Below are 18,794 nucleotides of genomic sequence, written 5' to 3' on the forward strand. Positions count from 1 at the left end.
ATCGTAGTGAATAGCGAGTCATTGTGGCTTATTATTCTGCGTTTGCTGATTTATTTGCTTCACTAGATTCAGCGTCGTCTTTGCTTTCAACAACCATATCTACCGTTTGGTTATCAATTAGACGAGCCTTACCTAAGAATGCAGACATCAAAATAACAGCTTGAGTTGTTTCAGCTGTGATTGCTTGTAGTGTGCGAGCATCACGGATGAAGATTTCATCAGGCTGTAGACCTGCTGCACGCAACTGGTCGCTTGCGTCTTCAATTACGGAAGCGTAGTCGTCACGACCGCCACGCATTGCACTGCTGATCCAACGCATGGTACGTGCAAGCACAGGAGCACGTTGACGTTCATCAATCGTCAATAGACCATTACGTGAGCTCATCGCTAAACCGTCCATTTCACGCACGGTTGGTACACCGATGATCTCGATGTCCATCGCCAAGTCATCAACCATCTTACGAATCACGGCCAGTTGTTGGAAATCTTTTTCGCCAAAACAAGCGACATCAGGTTGAACGATGTTGAACAGTTTGTTTACGATGGTTGTTACGCCACGAAAGTGACCTGGACGAGAGGCACCTTCAAGCATGGTAGACAAACCAGGTACGTCAACAAAGGTTTGTTTATCCAGACCCTCGGGATAGATAATTTCAGGTGTTGGTGTAAATACCAGCTCCACCCCTTCACCACCAAGCTTACTCAAATCATCTTCAAGTGTGCGAGGGTAGTTATTTAAATCGTCTGCACGTTCAAACTGCATCGGGTTTACAAAGATGCTTACGACAACGATATCGGCGTATTCACGCGCTTTACGAACAAGCGTTAAGTGGCCATCATGCAGGTTGCCCATTGTTGGGACAAATGCCACTTTACGGCCTTCACGTTTGAACGTTTTAATTTGTTCACGAATTGCCGAAATTTCCGCAAAAGTTTGCATGCACTTATCCTCTAGGCAATAGTATGAGCTTCGTCTGGGAATGCACCGCTTTCGACATCAGCCATGTATTTTGATACTGCTGTGCGCATATCGCCTGTTTCAGCAAGGAAGTTTTTCGAGAATCTTGGCATGTAGTTGGCTGAAATACCGAACATATCATGCATAACCAGGATTTGACCGTCAGTCACATTACCCGCACCAATACCAATTACTGGAACGTCAAGTACTTGAGTAATACGCGCGGCTAATTCAGCAGGAACGCACTCGAGTAAAACAATTTGTGCACCCGCTTCTTGTAGAGCCAGCGCATCTTTAACCATGCGATCGGCTTTCTCTTGATCACGGCCTTGTACTTTGTAGCCGCCGAAGATGTTAACTGATTGGGGTGTTAGACCAAGGTGAGCACATACAGGTACAGCGCGTTCAGTTAGCATTTTAACGGTATCAACTAACCAATCGCCGCCTTCGATTTTTACCATGTTTGCACCAGCACGCATTAGCGTTGCTGCGTTCTCACACGCTTGCTCTGGCGTTGCGTAGCTCATGAATGGCATATCAGCCATCAATAGACAGTTTGGGCTGCCAGCGCGCACACAGCGCGTGTGATAAGCGATATCTTCAACGGTTACAGGTAATGTATCGTTTTTACCTTGTAACACCATGCCTAGAGAGTCACCAACCAGCAATACTGGCATTTCCTGGCTTTCAAAAAGTTGGGCAAAGCTTGCATCGTAAGCTGTTGAAGTAGCAAATTTACGACCTTCTTGTTTCCACTTGATTAGGTCGTTGATGGTCATTTTTTTCATTGTTTTATCCTCACAAGGAGTTGGCTATGACTGCCAAATATTGAGGCCGTTACGATCTACTTTTGTCAGTAGTGTCGACACCTCGGTCCCATCTGGGAGTTGTAAACTTGGTGCAATTTCCGCAAGAGGGTAGAGTACGAACTCGCGCTCTCTCATTCCATAGTGTGGAACTGTCAGTCTTTCGGAATTAATCACCTCATTGCCGAACAGTACAATATCAAGATCCAGTGTTCTTGGACCCCAACGTTCTTCTTTTCGGACACGCCCTTGTTCTTGCTCGATAGCTTGTGTGCAATCAAGCAGCTCAAGAGGCGTCAAATTCGTGTTTATAGCGACAACCGCATTAATGTAATCCGGTTGATTTTGCGGACCCATTGGTGTGCTGCTGTATAACGAAGAAGCGGCCACAAACTCAGAGTTTGGTAGTGACTTGATGGCTTCTATCGCTTGCTTAGCTTGGCTGACAGGATCAGCCAAGTTACTGCCTACCGCAATGTACGCTGTAATCATGATTTCGATTTGCTCTTTTTCTTGCGATAGGTTTTTCGGCGTCGCTGACCTGAGCCTGATGACTGGCTATCGAGATCGTTTGCCATGGCTTGGCGCATTTCTCGGCCTGCATTTTGAAAAGTTTCCCACCACTTGGCAAGCTTCTGAGTGTCGCCACCCTCAATTTCACCGCGCATTTCAAGAAAATCAAAGCCAGCTCTAAATTTATTGAGTTCCATTAGACGGAATGCTCGTTTACCGTTACGTCTTGGCAGACGTAATTGTAATTGCCAAATTTCACGAATGGTGGCGGTATGACGGCGAGGAATTGCGATGGTTCGCACTTGCTCATCAAGAATGATATTACTTGCTTCCATTACTGCATCGTAGTGACACAGGTTGCGCTGTTCCATTAGCTTGTCTGCTAATGCGCACAGTGGATACCACAACATTGCAGCAAACATAAACGCAGGGTTAATACGTTTACCTTCATCGATACGCATATCCGTAGAGTCCAATACTAAATCAAGCATTTGCTCCGTATGGGATTCGTAATCTTCAGTGAAGTGCTCTGAAATGGAAGGGAACAACTGTTGGAATAAGTTGTATTCGCGCAGCAGGTGGTAGGTTTCTAAACCATGACCTGACTGAAGCATTTTCAGTGACTCTTCGAATAGACGAGCAGATGGGATGTCACGTAGTAATGGCGCCATCTCTTCAATCGGAGCTGCTGTGTCTTCTTCAATATCAAAATCAAGTTTTACTGCGAAACGAACTGCGCGCAACATACGTACAGGATCTTCGCGGTAACGAGTTTCAGGATCACCAATGAGACGAATAAGTCGATCTTCGAGGTCTTCGATACCACGCGCGTAGTCGTGAATTGAGTAGTCTGCGATGTTGTAGTACATCGAGTTAATCGTGAAGTCTCGGCGCTCAGCATCTTCATCAACCGTGCCATACACATTATCGCGCAGCAACATGCCTTCTTTTGACTGTTGAGAGATGTTCTTGTTTTGTTGCTCTTGGTGGTGACCACGGAAAGTGGCGACTTCAATGATGTCTCGGCCAAACATTATGTGTGCAAGGCGAAAACGACGACCAATCAAACGGCAGTTTCTAAACAGCTGTTTGATTTGTTCTGGTGTTGCGTTGGTCGCAATATCAAAGTCTTTTGGTTTTTGTCCAAGCAGTAAGTCTCGAACCCCGCCACCCACAAGAAAAGCATCGAAACCAGCACCGTTTAGTCGGTATAGCACTTTCAGTGCATTGTCACTGATTTGCTTACGCGAGATGTTGTGCTCTTCACGAGTAAGTACATTGAGAGCGAGTTCTGGAATTGTGGCCGGTTCGCTTGTTGTATAGTCGTTTGTATTCATGTGCATCTGGCAATAACTGGGTTTAGTCCAATTTTGCGTTGGTTAGTTCTTAAGCCGCTAGGGCCAATTTTGCGCCTAATGATAGCCTACGCAGTGCCATTTGAGAATCACGGCGTGATTTCAATCTCGACTGGAAGTTGTTTTACCTGCCAATTTTCGCAGCCCCAACGTAGAATTTCGTCTATGTTAGTGGCGTTTAACTCTTCAGGAATATGGAAGCCTAAAAAGGTCATTGCGCGCAGTAAAGTAGGCTTTGGTTCATTGACATCAATGGCCATAGCATGATTTTGCTTTGAAAGCTTATTACCGTTTGTGTCCATTGCTAACGGTAAATGTAAGTAACTGACTTCAGGTTGTTCAAGTATTTGGTACAGGCTGATTTGGCGCCCAGTTGGCTCAATGAGATCTGCACCACGTACAACTTCGGTAACACCTTGATCGATATCGTCCAATACTACCGCAAGATTGTAGGCAAATAAGCCATCTCGACGTTTAATAATGAAATCTTCATTTATTAGAGCCTCAGGAATGCTCATTTGACCATGCCTTTGGTCGATAAAATGGCTGATGGGCTTCGTCATTTTTAGACGAATTGCCCCCTCTTGCAAGTTCTTGTTTCGACAAGTGCCAGGGTAGTAGCCACCGTGTTCTTTGATTTGCTTACGAGTGCATTGGCAATAGTAGGCGTCACCATTTTTCAACCAAGCATCGATTTGTGCTTGATATAGGTGATGACGTTGGCTCTGATAAACGATCTCTCCATCCCAATGTAAATGATAGGCTTCTAAGGCTTGAAGAATGGCTTCTGATGCCCCTTGCATTTCTCTTGGGGGATCAAGGTCTTCGATGCGAACTAGCCAAACGCCATGGTTGGCTTTTGCTTGAAAGTAGCTACCTAGTGCAGCAACGAGTGAACCAAAATGTAATGGGCCTGATGGGGATGGGGCAAATCGACCTACATAGCGTGTCATGCGTGCATCTCGAAAATTATTACGTAATATTATAAACTTAACGTTACAAAACTAGTTAAAACAAAAAGGGAGCCTGAGCTCCCTTTCAATAATCATAATGCGTGGTTGATTAACCTTGCATTTGTTTTTCTTTGATTTCTGCAAGTGTTTTACAGTCGATACAAAGATCAGCTGTTGGACGAGCTTCAAGGCGACGAACGCCAATTTCTACGCCACATGATTCACAGAAGCCGAAGTCGTCATCCATGATTTTGTCTAACGTCTTCTCAATCTTTTTGATCAAGCGGCGTTCACGGTCACGGTTACGCAGTTCTAAGCTGAACTCTTCCTCTTGAGAGGCACGGTCAACTGGATCTGGGAAGTTTGCTGCTTCGTCCTGCATATGGTGTACAGTGCGACCGACTTCTTCCCTGAGTTGATTACGCCAAGCTGTTAAGATTTTTGTAAAGTGTTCAACCTGCTCTGGCGACATGTATTCTTCACCAGGCTTTTCCTGATATGGCTCCACACCAGCAATGGCTAGGATGCCTATGGTTTTTTTCTTTGATTCTGGCATACAGCATCTCCTACTTACACCTAGTCAACTGCTACGCAGTCAATTTAAGGCGGGTATCTATAGCAAAAAGAGGCGGTGCAAGCAATCACTGAATAGCAAACTTATCGTCATTGTGAAGATGACATCATTTTTTCTCATTAATTGATAAAATCAACATCTGAAACAAGTTTGATTTCAGTATTACTTAGTTCGGCTTTGTAGCAGAGAACTTCCACGCCCGCGTCTTGTGCTTGTTTTAGTAACATTGAATATTTCGCGTCTATATGGTGCGCCGCGGATACTTTTTCAATGCCTGAATGTAAAACAGTGAATAAAAGTATGGCTCTACTTCCATTTTGTGCCATTTCTGTGAGCTCTCGCAGGTGCTTTTGTCCCCGAGTGGTTACGGCATCAGGGAAATAACCTTGTCCTGAGGCCTCTCGCTCATCGAGTAATGTGACGCTCTTTACCTCTATATAACACTTCGGTTTGTCGCTTGCGCTAAGCAAGATATCAATTCGGCTATTTTCACTGCCATATTTAACTTCAGTTTGAAGTGTGTCATATCCAGAGAGCTCTGAAATGACATTATTTTCAATTGCTTCTACTGCTAATTGGTTGGCTCGTGCGGTATTAACACAGATTTTATGTCCTTGGGCCGTTTCACTCAGTTCCCAACTGTTAGGATATTTACGTTTGGGGTTATCTGAGGTGGAATACCAGACTGTATTACCCGATTCAGCACAACCAGTCATGGCCCCAGTGTTGGCACAATGGATTGTACGGGTTTCACCATTATCTAGTTCGATATCGGCAAGGAAGCGTTTGTAGCGTTTTAGCAGAGTTGCTGACTCTAGAGCGGGTTTGAATTGCATTTGCTTATTTAGCCAAGAAGGTTTTTATGTACAATGTGGCCAACATTACCACATAGGGTCTTACCTTTGTCACAATTGCCGATTGAAGCCGTGATGCCGCAATTACTTAAGGCGGTAAAAACGCAACATCAAATTATTCTTAAAGCTGCGCCTGGTGCAGGTAAGTCAACCCACTTCCCTTTACAGCTTTTGTTAAACCAATCTGTGACAGGCAAAATTGTGATGCTTGAACCTCGTCGCCTTGCTGCTCGTAATATAGCGCGTTATTTGGCACAGCAACTTGGCGAGCAAGTCGGTGGTCGCGTGGGTTACCGCGTGCGTGGTGAGACAAAGGTGAGCCATCATACACAGTTAGAGATTGTGACAGAAGGGGTCATGACTCGTATGATCCAAAATGATCCTGAACTCAATGGGGTCGATTTATTGGTCTTCGATGAGTTTCACGAACGCAGTATTCATGCAGATACGGCGTTGGCATTCAGCTTAGAAGTTCAAGAAGCGTTGCGCGATGATCTAAAAATCGTCGTGATGTCGGCAACATTAGACCAAACTGCATTGCAAGCACTGTTGCCGACGGCTGCTTATATTGAGTCGGATGGCCGCAGTTTTGATGTTGAGACACGTTACCTGCCGTTGGGAAATAATGATCCTCTGCCAGTGTTGATGGCAAAGACAATCGAAAGCTTGATGCAAAAAGAGTCGGGATCGTTATTGGCTTTTCTTCCCGGTGTTGCGGCGATCAAACAGGTTGAAGAGCGTTTATCACATCTGCCTGATAACGTAGAAGTGTGCCCTCTTTATGGCCAACTCAGTTTCGCGGAACAACAAAAGGCAATTTCGCCAGCGGCTATAGGTAAACGCAAAGTTGTGCTAGCGACCAATATTGCTGAAACGTCCTTAACGATTGAAGGTATTCGTTTGGTGGTTGATTCAGGATTAGAACGAGTCGCTCGTTTTGATTTAAAAAATGGCCTAACACGCCTAGAACAAGTGCGTATTGCGCAGTCTTCTGCGATTCAACGTGCCGGCCGTGCTGGTCGTATCGAAGAGGGAATTTGTGTTCGCTTGTATTCTGAAAGTCAGTTAAAGCAGCAGCCACAAGTACCACAACCTGAAATTCTTCATTCAGATCTTGCCAGTTTGGTCATGGAGTTGGCGTTTTGGGGAGCGGGTGATATTTCTGAGCTCAAGTGGCTTGATGTTCCATCGACCGCTGCGCTTTCTCAGGCTAAGCAATTATTAGTTTCTTTGGGCTTGCTGAACGAACAAAGCCAACTAACGACAGAGGGAAAAATCGCACATGAACTGGGTGTTGAGCCTCGTTCTGCGGCAATGTTGATTCAGGCGCAGTATTCCGGTGAAAAAATGCTAAATACCGCGCTCGCTGCCGTCGCCCTTATTGAAGAGCCTGAACGCAACGTGACGAATGTTGCGCACAGTTTACACCGTTGGATGTCGGGCACACATGCGAAAAAAGCGATGCTAATTAAGCGAGCTCAAACATTGGCGCATAAGCTAGACACTGCATTTAGCTTGAAAGATGTTGATGAGCAAGCGTTTCCGTTGGTGTTGAGTTTGGCATTTCCCGATCGTATTGCGCAACAACGAGTGAACCAATATGGCCGTTTTACACTTGCAAATGGTCATGGTGCAGAGTGCCGTACTGAAGATGCACTTGGTGGTTGCGAGTATTTGGTTGCAATTGATTTGATGCGTTCACACTCCAACTCTAGCCAGGTTAATTTGGCGTGTGAGCTAGATATTCATGGCTTACAAGAAACGTTTGAGTCGCTATTTTCTTCGCAAGACGTTGTTGATTGGGATGAAAAAAAGGGACGATTGATTGCAGAACGACAAATTAAACTCGGACAATTGGTGATCAAGCGAGAAGTGCTGCCAAGTCCGGGTAAAGAAAAAATGACACAAGCTTTACTCACTTATGTCCGTCGTCAGGGCTTACAGAGTCTAAACTGGACACCAGCAGCGACAAACCTGTTAGAGCGGATCCGTTGTGCAGTGGCGTGGTTGCCAGAACAAGCTTGGCCAAGCTTTGATGAGGCAGGTTTACTCGATAATTTGGAAATGTGGTTAGAGCCTTACATGAGTTCGGTGTCATCGGTAAAAGATCTGACAAAGGTGAACTTGGTCGAAGCGCTTAATGCTCGACTGGGTTGGCCCTTAAATCAAAACATCGATGAATGGTTGCCTGAAGAATATCATCTACCAACGGGCTCTAAAAAGCGCATTCGTTACCAGTTTGGTCAAGAACCGGTCCTTTCGGTACGCATGCAGGAAGTATTTGGTGAAAGTGGATCGCCAACCGTTGCGCTTGGACGAAAGCGTATGGTGTTAGAACTGTTGTCACCAGCACAGAGACCGCTTCAAGTTACCTCTGATTTGGCTGCGTTTTGGGCGGGAAGCTATAAAGAAGTGCAAAAAGAGATGAAAGGGCGTTATCCAAAACACGTTTGGCCAGACGACCCTGCAAATCATGTTGCGACGACAAAAACAAAAAGACAATTAAATAATGACTGATACAAAAAAGCCTAGCGTGAAAAAATCGCCAGCCAAAAAAGCAACGCCAAATAAATCGACGACGGCAAAAAGCAGCAGTGCGAAACGACCAAAGCGATCACCATCGAAAAAGCCAAGCGGTGAGAAACGCTCTTGGCTGAAAACTATCTGGTCATTCAGTTGGAAAGCTGGCGTTGCGCTGGTTGCAGTATTGGTATTTGTCGGCATTTATTTAGATAGTGTGGTGAAAGAGCGCTTTGATGGTCAGCTATTTGATCTTCCAACTGTCGTCTATGCCCGTATTTTAACGTTGAGTCCAGGAGAAAACATTTCCGTTAAAGAAATGCGCAATGAATTGGACGTGTTGAACTATCGTAAGGTGAGTCAACCTCGTTATCCCGGAGAGTATTCTTCTTCTTCAACTCGCATTGAGTTGATCCGTCGTCCGTTTGAATTTACCGATGGGCCAGAGCCAGATCGCCACGTTATGCTGCATTTCTCCGATAGTGGTTTGCAACGGATTCAATCTTTGGAGTCGAAAGGGGATCTTGGTTACTTGCGTATCGAACCTAAAATGTTGGGTATGCTGGAAAAAGATCAAAATGAACAGCGTTTATTCTTACGTCGCGATCAATTTCCGGAGATTTTGGTCGATGCGTTATTAGCAACGGAAGACCGTGATTTTTACCAACATGATGGCGTGTCACCACTGGCTATTGGTCGTGCGCTTGTGGCCAATATTAAAGCGGGGCGCACCGTTCAAGGTGGCAGTACTCTGACTCAGCAGTTAGCCAAAAACCTGTTTCTTACTCGTGACAAAACCTTATGGCGCAAAGTGCGTGAAGCGTATATTGCGTTAATCTTAGATTATCGCTACAGCAAAGACCGAATTCTTGAAGCGTACCTAAATGAAGTCTATTTAGGCCAAAGTGGTGGTGATGCGATTCATGGCTTTGGCTTGGCATCGCGTTACTACTTTGGTCAACCGATTCAAGAGCTGCGTATTGATCAATTAGCTATGCTGGTGGGCATGGTCAAAGGCCCATCTTACTACAATCCAATTCGTTATCCTGAACGCACCAAAGAACGACGTGACTTGGTTCTGCGTTTGCTTATGCAACAAGATATGTTAACCGCAGAGCAATATGAACAAGCGGTGAATCGTCCATTGGATACGCAAAGTAAGCCGCGTATTGCCAGTCGTCAGCCAGCTTACTTCCAACAGCTAAACATTGAACTGAAAGAGAAAGTGGGTGATAACTTTAAGTCGGATACTGGTTTACGATTGTTTACCTCGTTGGATCCGGTTTCACAAAGTAAGTTGGAAAAAGCCATTGCGAAGAAAGTCCCTGAGCTTGCGCAACGAGCGGGTAAAGAATTAGAAGCGGCTGCGGTTGCAGTTGATCGTCATAGCGGCGAAGTTCGAGCAATGGTCGGAGGTAAGCGAGTCGGGTATGAGGGCTTCAACCGAGCATTGAATGCAAGTCGTCCGATAGGCTCTCTGGTCAAGCCGGCTATCTATTTAACGGCGTTAGAGCAACCAGAAAAGTACAACTTAGCGACAACATTGCACGATACACCATTGAGTTTAAAAGGCAGCAAGGGGACGGTTTGGTCGCCTCGAAACTTTGATCGTAAATTCCGTGGCGATGTGCCTTTGTACTTAGCACTGGCAAAGTCATTGAACGTACCAACGGTTCGATTGGGTATGCAACTTGGTATTCCTGAAGTCTCCGATACGTTGGGACGGTTGGGCGTCGATAAGCAAGAGATTCGCCCTGTTCCATCGATGTTCCTTGGCGCATTCTCGTTAACGCCGTTTGAAGTTGCACAGATGTACCAGACGCTGACCAATTCAGGGAAACGTGCGAAATTATCAGCATTGCGTTCTGTAATCGATATGGACGGCAATGTACTATACCAGTCATTACCTAAATCCTCGCCAGCGGTCGATGAGCAAGCGGCTTGGCTAACGACTTATGCGATGAAGCAAGGTGTTGCACAAGGAACAGGACGCTTCTTACAAAGTCAGTTCGCATGGGCGGCATTAGCAGGGAAAACGGGTACCAGTAATGATAGCCGGGATAGTTGGTTTGTCGGAATTGATGGCCGAGAAGTAACGACAATTTGGCTTGGCCGAGATGATAATAAATCGACGAAATTGACGGGTTCTAGCGGTGCTTTACGTGTTTATGCGGAATACTTGCAGCAACGTATACCTGAGCGATTGGATTTACCTTGGCCAAGAGAAGTCACTACATTGGGCTTTCAGAAGACGCCTCAAGGTGCATTAGAAATGAATTGTCGTAGTGAGTATAAGCTGCCAGTTTGGGATAAAACGGGCCAAATCAAACAACAATGTGATAAAAAGTCTAACTGGTTGAACAAGTTATTTGATTGGTAAAATGTTCAAAAACATCATCGCTGACTTGTGCAGTTGCTGAATTCTTAGTACAAGTAAGCGTTAAAGATTCAGTAAAGGAAGAAAGGGATGTTCAGAAAGTCGACATTATGTCCATGGCAGTACAAGGTTGCGCTTTGGATCTGCTCCTTTTTGATAGCAACCCCTTCCTTTGCGAAACATGAAGATCCGTCGCGCCCGAAAGTCGCCGTTGTATTGGCGGGTGGAGGCGCGAAAGGTGCTGCTCATATCGGTGTCTTAAAAGCGCTGGAAGACATGCATATTCCGGTTGATATCATTACTGGTACCAGCATGGGGGCTTACGTTGGTGGCTTGTATGCCACGGGCATGAGCGCGGATGAAATCGAAAGTTTTATTTATAGCGTCGATTGGAATAGCGGTTATCGAGACCGTGTCGACCGCAGTCAACGTCGCGTTCGCGACAAAGAATACGAAGACCGTTACCAAATTAACACAGATCTCGGCTTAAGATTTGGGGAAGTTCGTTCACCAACGGGGGTCGTTCAAGGCCAAAATATGTTACGTATTTTGCGCGAAACCACTGGTAATTTAGGTCGTTTTAAATCCTTTGATGATCTCGCGATTCCATACCGTTCGGTTGCGACGGATATTGTCGAATTAGAAGAAGTGGTATTGGATAACGGTTATCTTGTTGATGCCATGATGGCCAGTATGTCGGTACCGGGTGCCCTCCCTCCTTATGAACTCAATGGACACATGCTCGTTGATGGTGGCGTGGTCAATAATATGCCTGTTGATATCGCTCGATCGATGGGAGCAGATGTCGTGATTGCGGTCGATATCAGTACCGATTACAAAGACAAAGAAGACTTTACAGGCTTGTTTGTCGTTGCCGATCAGCTATCCAATTATTTGGTTCGTCGCAGCACTCAAGAGCAAGCGAAAACACTCAAAGATGATGATGTTTATATTCGACCTGATGTTGGTCAAATGGAAACGGTTGATTTTGACAAGATGCCAAATGCATTTAAGTCAGGGTATGACATCACGATGAAGTTGAAATCAAGACTTGAAGCATTGAGTGTTGAAAATGCCGATTACCAAAAATACATTGAGCACAAACAAGATGTCCGAAAAGCGATGCAGTACGGCGATGAACGAGTTGTTGATCAAATCGTGATAGTCAACAACACGCACTATAGCGATGTATTGCTGACAAACCGTTTAGAGCTTGATGCAGGAAGACAACTCACCACGGAAGAGATCGAAAAAGCCGTCAAAAATTTGTATGCGCTCGATCGCTTCGAGTTGATTACTTATCACTTTGAAGAAATAGAGGGCGTAAACCTACTTGTCTTTGAAGTGAATGAGAAGTCATGGGGGCCGAATTACCTTAACTTTCGCTTTTTCCTTGAAGATGATTTCAATACGGACAGTCAATATGGGATTGGTGTTTCTGCCAACTTTACCGACTTGAATTCGCACGGTGCAGAATTGACCGTTAATGTAGACATGGGAACGGATAAACTGATTGAGGCAGAACTCTACTCTCCGGTTCTATCTAGCCAAGAGTTGTTTGTCTCTGGTCGCGTGAACTACAACAATGAAAACCGTAACTGGCCGGTTAATGATTTTGAAAATCCAGATATCAGTTCGGTCTATGATTTTCTTCCGGTCTCTTATACCGAGTTCACGACCGATCTTGCCGCTGGTGTGCAACCGACGTTATGGCAAGAGTTCCGAGTGGGCGGGCGATACACGAAAGGCGAGATTGAGGCCTCTACCTTTGCCTCTGCGGGGCATTTTGATTATGAACGTTTAGGTGTGTTCGCAAAATACCGACTCGATACGCTGGATGATTTTGCCTTTCCTACGCGGGGTATGTTGATTGATTTAGATTACTTAATCTCTCATGACAAGAGCCCAGAGAGTTTTCAACTTGGTAATCCTGATAAGGATATTGAAGATACGGTCTATGAAATTACCGCGCGTTTTAAAGGTGCGTTGACACACAGCCGTCATACTTTAGTCGGTCAGGCAGAATACAGTGTTGTTGAGAGTAAAAATTCTTCCATTCCTCTTGATCCACGAGAGCTCGGTGGTTTTTTAAACCTATCTGGAATTCCAAGAAACAGTCTTATTGGTCAAAACCTATTTTTCACCAGCTTAGTGTATCGCTATAAATGGATGGAGAATGATTTTGGATTGTTCCAAGCCCCAGTTTATCTGGGAGCATCACTGGAGCATGGTGGTGTTTGGTCAGATAACAATCTGAAGCTAAATGATGCGCCATTGTATAATGCGGCTTCCGTATTTTTTGGCGTTGATTCACCCATTGGTCCCATTATGTTGGCTTACGGTCGTACAGAGGAAAGTTTGGATGCTGTGTACTTGATCGTTGGAACATCATTTAAATAAAAAGGTAAAGAGCAGCAAAATCTTTGCATATTTAGCCAATATTCACCGGACTTTAGTCGTAAGTTGCTATGTTGGTCAAGGTGGGGAGATTTTAATTTAAAGTTAAATTTGCTATTCTGTCGCCCACAGTTTGGCCTCTATGGCGCTGTTTCTCAATCAAGAATTGAATGAAAACAAGGGCAATGGAGAGCCAAGTTTCCAAGGATGTTCACTCCTTTACTTTAACAATAGTAATTAATAAAGGAGGAACCGCAATGAGAGGAAAAAGTCGTGCTTGAAGCCTACCGTAAACACGTCGAAGAGCGTGCTGCCGAAGGAGTTGTTCCTAAACCGCTAGACGCGGAGCAAGTTGCTGGACTTGTTGAACTTCTGAAAACCCCCCCACAAGGTGAAGAAGCGTTTATTCTTGACCTACTAGAAAATCGCATTCCACCAGGTGTTGATGAAGCTGCTTATGTAAAAGCAGGTTTCCTGACTGCTGTGGCTAAAGGCGAAGTGGCATCGCCACTGGTAAGCCGTGAAAAAGCGGCAGAACTGTTGGGTACTATGCAGGGTGGTTACAACATTGCTCCACTTGTTGAGTTCCTTGATGATGCCGTGCTTGCTTCAATTGCAGTAAAAGCACTGTCTCACACACTACTTATGTTTGATGCTTTCTATGATGTAGAAGAGAAAGCCAAAGCAGGCAATACATTTGCACAACAAGTCCTACAATCTTGGGCTGATGCTGAGTGGTTCACTTCAAAAGAGAAAGTCGCTGAAAAGATCACCGTTAAAGTCTTTAAAGTAACGGGTGAAACTAACACGGATGATTTATCACCAGCACCAGATGCTTGGTCTCGTCCTGATATCCCAGTACACGCGAAAGCTATGCTGAAGATGGAACGTGATGGCATCGTGCCAGATCAACCAGGCAGTGTTGGTCCTATCAACCAAATTGAAGAACTGCAAAAAGACGGTATCCCGCTAGCCTATGTAGGTGATGTTGTTGGTACGGGCTCTTCTCGTAAGTCTGCGACTAACTCAGTGCTTTGGTTTATGGGGGAAGATATCCCATTCGTACCAAACAAACGCACTGGCGGTATCTGTCTAGGTGGTAAAATTGCGCCTATCTTCTATAACACAATGGAAGACTCGGGCGCACTACCAATTGAATTAGACGTACAGAACATGAATATGGGTGATGTGATTGAAATTTACCCATACGAAGGCGTTGTCCGTAAAAACGATGAAGTGATCTCTCGCTTTGAACTGAGCAAAGTATTGCTTGATGAAGTTCGTGCTGGTGGTCGTATTCCACTGATCATCGGTCGAGGTCTAACAAGTCGTGCTCGCGTATCATTGGGTCTAGAAGAAACAGACCTATTTGCTAAGCCAGTTGACCCTTCTGCATCTGACAAAGGCTACACACTCGCTCAGAAGATGGTGGGTAAAGCATGTGGCGTTGAAGGTGTACGTGCAGGTCAGTATTGTGAGCCTAAGATGACGACGGTTGGCTCTCAGGATACGACGGGGCCTATGACGCGTGATGAGCTAAAAGATCTTGCTTGTCTGGGCTTCTCTGCGGATCTAGTGATGCAGTCTTTCTGTCATACATCGGCATACCCGAAACCAGTTGACGTAAACACGCACCACACGCTACCGGATTTCATTATGAACCGCGCTGGTGTATCACTTCGTCCGGGTGATGGCGTTATTCACTCATGGCTAAACCGTATGTTGCTGCCTGATACTGTCGGTACAGGTGGTGATTCGCATACTCGTTTCCCTCTTGGTATTTCGTTCCCAGCGGGTTCTGGTCTAGTAGCGTTTGCAGCGGCGACAGGTGTTATGCCACTGGATATGCCAGAGTCAATCTTGGTTCGCTTTAAAGGTGAAATGCAGCCAGGTATCACGCTACGTGACCTTGTGCACGCCATTCCTTACTACGCAATCCAACAAGGTCTACTGACCGTTGAGAAAGCAGGTAAGATCAACGAATTTTCTGGTCGTGTACTAGAAATTGAAGGCGTTGAGCACCTAACGGTTGAACAAGCATTTGAGCTTTCTGATGCGTCAGCAGAGCGTTCGGCTGCGGGTTGTACAGTTAAGCTGTCTCAAGAGTCGGTTGAAGAATACTTAAACTCAAACATCACGATGCTTAAGTGGATGATCTCTGAAGGTTACGGTGACCGCCGTACTATCGAGCGTCGTATCACCGCAATGGAAGAGTGGTTGGCAAATCCTGAGTTGATGGAAGCGGATGCAGATGCGGAATACGCGCACATCATTGAAATCGACCTAGCGGATATTCATGAACCAATCCTATGTGCACCAAACGATCCAGATGATGCGCGTCTTCTATCAGAAGTACAAGGTACGCAAATTGATGAAGTGTTCATTGGTTCTTGTATGACAAACATTGGCCACTTCCGTGCGGCAGGTAAATTACTTGAGCAGTTCGGTGGTCAACTTGATACTCGCCTATGGGTCGCACCACCAACGAAGATGGACCGTGATCAGTTAACGGAAGAGGGTTACTACGGTATTTATGGTCGTGCGGGTGTTCGTATCGAAACGCCGGGATGTTCTCTATGTATGGGTAACCAAGCACGCGTTGCCGACAAAGCAACGGTAATGTCGACGTCTACTCGTAACTTCCCGAACCGTCTAGGTACAGGAGCGAATGTCTACCTATCTTCAGCAGAACTTGCCGCTGTGGGTGCAATTTTAGGTAAGATCCCAACCAAGGAAGAATACCTAGAGTATGCGAAACAAATTGATGCAACGGCGGCAGACACTTACCGTTACTTGAACTTCCATAAGATGGATCAGTACACCAAGAAAGCGGATGAAGTGATCTTCCAAGAGCCAGCATAAATGTTATGCGAATAATAAAAAACCGCTGAACATTCAGCGGTTTTTTTATGGCAACAGTTTTATAACTCAGTTCACTGAGTCAAGTAGTATTAAAGTTTTACTTGCAGCAGAGCTGCGACATTTCGTGCAGTTAACTCGATATTCTGAGCAGCTTCTACTAACGCTGTTGGTAGATCGACGGAGCGGTTAACGACGGCAAAGACAGCGTCAATACCGTGTTCGTGTACAACGCCACAATCTTGCGTTAAACAGCCAGCAATACCGATGACAGGCACATTGTGTTTTTTCGCGGTGCGAGCAACACCAATAGGCGTTTTACCATGGATCGTTTGGCTATCAATACGCCCCTCACCTGTGATCACCAAATCGGCATCAGCAACCACATCATTTAAGTGAACAGCATCCATCACAATTTCGATGCCAGGGCGCAATTCTGCTTGGAGTAACCCCATTAAAGCAGCGCCTAAACCACCTGCTGCGCCTGCGCCTGGACGATCTAACACATCTTGACCAAGCTGAGCTTTGATTACGCCAGCGTAGTGTGCCAAGTTGCTATCGAGTAATGCCACCATCTCTGGTGTCGCCCCTTTTTGTGGACCAAACACTTGTGACGCACCTTTCTCGCCGCACAGTGGGTTATCAACATCACATGCGACTTCTAAGCGCACGTCAGCAAGGCGAGAGTCAAGGTTGCCCATATCGATGGTATGAAGTTTACTTAGCTCACCACCACCAAAACCTAGCGATTGGCCAGATTCGTCAAGCAGGCGAATACCTAGAGCTTGCGCCATTCCAAGGCCGCCATCATTGGTAGCACTACCACCGATGCCTACGATGATGTGCTCAACACCTTTATCGAGTACCGCTTTGATCAACTCACCAGTACCAAATGTTGTGGTGATAACAGGGTTACGTTTTGCAGGTTCCACGAGGTGGAGACCGGAAGCGGCGGCCATTTCGATGATGGCTGTTTTGCCATCCCCCATCAACCCATAGAATGCCGTCACTTGTTCGCCAAGTGGGCCAGTGACGCAGTGTTCAATGATCTCGCCGCCTGTTGCATCAACCAAAGATTGAACCGTACCCTCGCCACCATCTGCCATTGGTAATTTGATGTATTCTGCATTAGGAAGAACTTGCTTGAAGCCTTGCTCAATGGCAACGGCGACATCCATTGCACTAAGACTTTCTTTGTATGAATCTGGAGCAATAATAATTTTCATAGTAATACCTTAACGCCTTATACAAATAGACCAAACACACCGAACATCATGGTAGAGATAAATGCGATCATCAGACCAACCGCAGACTCATAAGGGATGAGCTTAAGACGCTCACGAATGTCCATATGAACGGAGCCTCCGGTTGCGTGGAAGAAGCTGCCGTGAGGCATATGGTCAAATACAGTAGCACCTGAGTGGATCATTGCCGCACCAGCAAGTGCAGGGACGCCTAATTCTAGAATGGTGTGACTAAATACACTTGCGGCTACCGCAGTACCTGCTGTGGTTGATGCGGTTGCAAGTGACATCATGGCACCAGAGATAGGAGCAAGTAGGTAAGATGGCAAACCAGAAGCGGTCAGGATTTCAATCAAGCCACCTTTAAGACCAGAGTTGGCAATAATGCCGGCTAATGTACCGGTACCAAGCAGCATCACCGCAACCGGCGCCATACGGCTTAAACCAGAAACCGCGAAGTGGTTGGTGTCATTAAAACGCCCCATAACGACAGCACCAATAAAGCCACAAAGAGGAAGGGCAATCAGTGGATCTACGTTAATGCCTGCGATCGGGCGCAATGCAAGTAGCGCGATTGCAACCAGTGGTGCCACGATAGCGGCGCCGAATGTCGGTAGCTTAGAGTGATCAACAGAGACAACTTCATGGGCTTGTACCATGCTGCCTTTATTTGTTAGACGTTTTGCAATGATGTACGCCAAGGCAAGACCAAATAGCCCCGGTACAACGCCTGCTGCCATAACCGAAGTAAGCGGGACATTGAATGCATCCGCGGCAGCAATAGCATTCGGGTTAGGTGACATCACGTTACCCGCTTTACCACCGCCAACCATTGCAAGAAGAATCGCGGTCTTAGAAATATTGGCACGTTGGGCTATCGCAAGAGCAATAGGAGACACCGTGATAACAGCAACGTCAACGAATACACCAACTGCCGTTAGAATCAGCGTTGCTAGCGCGAGTGCCAATAAGGCACGCGTTTCGCCTACTTTCTTTACAATGGTTTCAGCAATAGACGTTGCTGCACCAGACTCGATCAGCACGCCAGCAAGTACACCTGCCGCGAGAATGCGTAGAACCGCGGTTACGATGCCTTGAGCACCACCAATCATGAGAGAGACGGTATCAGTGAGTGATACACCACCAACAACACCACCGACTAGAGCGCCGATGATCATTCCGTATGCAGGTGGAACTTTACGTAGGATAAGCGCTATCGCAACCACTAGCGCAGCTAATGCGCCAAGCGTAGAGACTTCAGCCATTTTTTGTTTCCAATTTAGTTTTGAGAATTATTTTGCCCGCACTATAGGGGGGATGCTTTGGATCGTCTTTAGATTGAACAACAAATATTCTGCCGGAAACATGTGCATTTTTGTGCGCG

General features: G+C 45.9%; 13 protein-coding genes. 4 read left to right on the top strand and 9 right to left on the bottom strand.

Annotated features, from left to right (window positions below; translation table 11 throughout):
- Positions 1–31: 31 nt before the first annotated feature.
- The 7 genes from panC to sfsA all read right to left on the bottom strand — a co-directional run bounded on the left by panC (position 32) and on the right by sfsA (position 5,995).
- Positions 32–940 carry a pantoate--beta-alanine ligase gene (gene panC / locus KHN78_RS10690; protein WP_211916010.1) on the bottom strand — a complete coding sequence of 303 codons (909 nt, stop codon included), beginning with the start codon at positions 938–940 and terminating at the stop codon, positions 32–34.
- 11 nt (positions 941–951) lie between these two features.
- On the bottom strand, positions 952–1,746 hold the full coding sequence (panB, locus tag KHN78_RS10695) for a 3-methyl-2-oxobutanoate hydroxymethyltransferase (protein WP_128810232.1): 795 nt from the start codon (positions 1,744–1,746) through the stop codon (positions 952–954).
- 24 nt (positions 1,747–1,770) lie between these two features.
- Complete coding sequence (gene folK, locus KHN78_RS10700; protein ID WP_128810233.1) at positions 1,771–2,256, bottom strand: 2-amino-4-hydroxy-6-hydroxymethyldihydropteridine diphosphokinase; 486 nt, start codon at positions 2,254–2,256, stop codon at positions 1,771–1,773.
- A complete protein-coding gene (gene pcnB, locus KHN78_RS10705; RefSeq protein WP_211916011.1) occupies positions 2,253–3,620 on the bottom strand; it encodes a polynucleotide adenylyltransferase PcnB in 1,368 nt (455 codons plus the stop codon). Before pcnB ends, folK begins: the two co-directional genes overlap by 4 nt.
- A gap of 101 nt (positions 3,621–3,721) precedes the next feature.
- Entirely contained in the window at positions 3,722–4,585 is an 864-nt protein-coding gene (gluQRS, locus tag KHN78_RS10710; RefSeq protein ID WP_211916012.1) for a tRNA glutamyl-Q(34) synthetase GluQRS, read from the bottom strand.
- 109 nt (positions 4,586–4,694) lie between these two features.
- The gene (gene dksA, locus KHN78_RS10715; protein WP_128810236.1) at positions 4,695–5,141 is read right to left on the bottom strand and encodes an RNA polymerase-binding protein DksA; all 447 of its coding nucleotides are present in this window, start codon (positions 5,139–5,141) and stop codon (positions 4,695–4,697) included.
- A gap of 137 nt (positions 5,142–5,278) precedes the next feature.
- Positions 5,279–5,995: a DNA/RNA nuclease SfsA gene (gene sfsA / locus KHN78_RS10720; protein WP_211916013.1), complete on the bottom strand. Its 717-nt coding sequence runs from the start codon at positions 5,993–5,995 to the stop codon at positions 5,279–5,281.
- A gap of 66 nt (positions 5,996–6,061) precedes the next feature.
- Between sfsA and hrpB the strand changes: the two genes are divergently transcribed.
- From hrpB to acnB, 4 genes are all read left to right on the top strand, one after another.
- Positions 6,062–8,530, top strand: coding sequence for an ATP-dependent helicase HrpB (hrpB, locus tag KHN78_RS10725; protein ID WP_211916537.1), 2,469 nt, complete (start codon positions 6,062–6,064; stop codon positions 8,528–8,530).
- Complete coding sequence (gene mrcB, locus KHN78_RS10730; RefSeq protein ID WP_211916014.1) at positions 8,523–10,913, top strand: penicillin-binding protein 1B; 2,391 nt, start codon at positions 8,523–8,525, stop codon at positions 10,911–10,913. The genes hrpB and mrcB overlap by 8 nt, the downstream gene beginning before the upstream one ends.
- Positions 10,914–11,000: 87 nt before the next feature.
- Positions 11,001–13,310, top strand: a complete 2,310-nt coding sequence (locus KHN78_RS10735; RefSeq protein WP_211916015.1) for a patatin-like phospholipase family protein — start codon at positions 11,001–11,003, stop codon at positions 13,308–13,310.
- 270 nt (positions 13,311–13,580) lie between these two features.
- Entirely contained in the window at positions 13,581–16,169 is a 2,589-nt protein-coding gene (gene acnB / locus KHN78_RS10740; protein WP_211916016.1) for a bifunctional aconitate hydratase 2/2-methylisocitrate dehydratase, read from the top strand.
- Positions 16,170–16,258: 89 nt separating this feature from the next.
- On the opposite strand, the gene KHN78_RS10745 is transcribed toward acnB, so the two are convergent.
- Positions 16,259–17,392, bottom strand: coding sequence for a glycerate kinase (locus KHN78_RS10745; protein WP_211916017.1), 1,134 nt, complete (start codon positions 17,390–17,392; stop codon positions 16,259–16,261).
- Positions 17,393–17,409: 17 nt separating this feature from the next.
- Entirely contained in the window at positions 17,410–18,675 is a 1,266-nt protein-coding gene (locus KHN78_RS10750) for a GntP family permease (protein WP_211916018.1), read from the bottom strand.
- Positions 18,676–18,794: the final 119 nt, after the last annotated feature.

Origin of the sequence: Vibrio sp. B1REV9 (assembly GCF_905175395.2) — a bacterium.
GTDB lineage: Bacteria > Pseudomonadota > Gammaproteobacteria > Enterobacterales > Vibrionaceae > Vibrio > Vibrio alfacsensis.

Coding starts and splice junctions, on each gene's coding strand:
- panC (WP_211916010.1), bottom strand. CDS start 940: ATGCAAACTTTTGCGGAAATTTCGGCAATTCGTGAACAAATTAAAACG.
- KHN78_RS10745 (WP_211916017.1), bottom strand. CDS start 17,392: ATGAAAATTATTATTGCTCCAGATTCATACAAAGAAAGTCTTAGTGCA.
- gluQRS (WP_211916012.1), bottom strand. CDS start 4,585: ATGACACGCTATGTAGGTCGATTTGCCCCATCCCCATCAGGCCCATTA.
- sfsA (WP_211916013.1), bottom strand. CDS start 5,995: ATGCAATTCAAACCCGCTCTAGAGTCAGCAACTCTGCTAAAACGCTAC.
- panB (WP_128810232.1), bottom strand. CDS start 1,746: ATGAAAAAAATGACCATCAACGACCTAATCAAGTGGAAACAAGAAGGT.
- KHN78_RS10735 (WP_211916015.1), top strand. CDS start 11,001: ATGTTCAGAAAGTCGACATTATGTCCATGGCAGTACAAGGTTGCGCTT.
- dksA (WP_128810236.1), bottom strand. CDS start 5,141: ATGCCAGAATCAAAGAAAAAAACCATAGGCATCCTAGCCATTGCTGGT.
- KHN78_RS10750 (WP_211916018.1), bottom strand. CDS start 18,675: ATGGCTGAAGTCTCTACGCTTGGCGCATTAGCTGCGCTAGTGGTTGCG.
- mrcB (WP_211916014.1), top strand. CDS start 8,523: ATGACTGATACAAAAAAGCCTAGCGTGAAAAAATCGCCAGCCAAAAAA.
- folK (WP_128810233.1), bottom strand. CDS start 2,256: ATGATTACAGCGTACATTGCGGTAGGCAGTAACTTGGCTGATCCTGTC.
- pcnB (WP_211916011.1), bottom strand. CDS start 3,620: ATGCACATGAATACAAACGACTATACAACAAGCGAACCGGCCACAATT.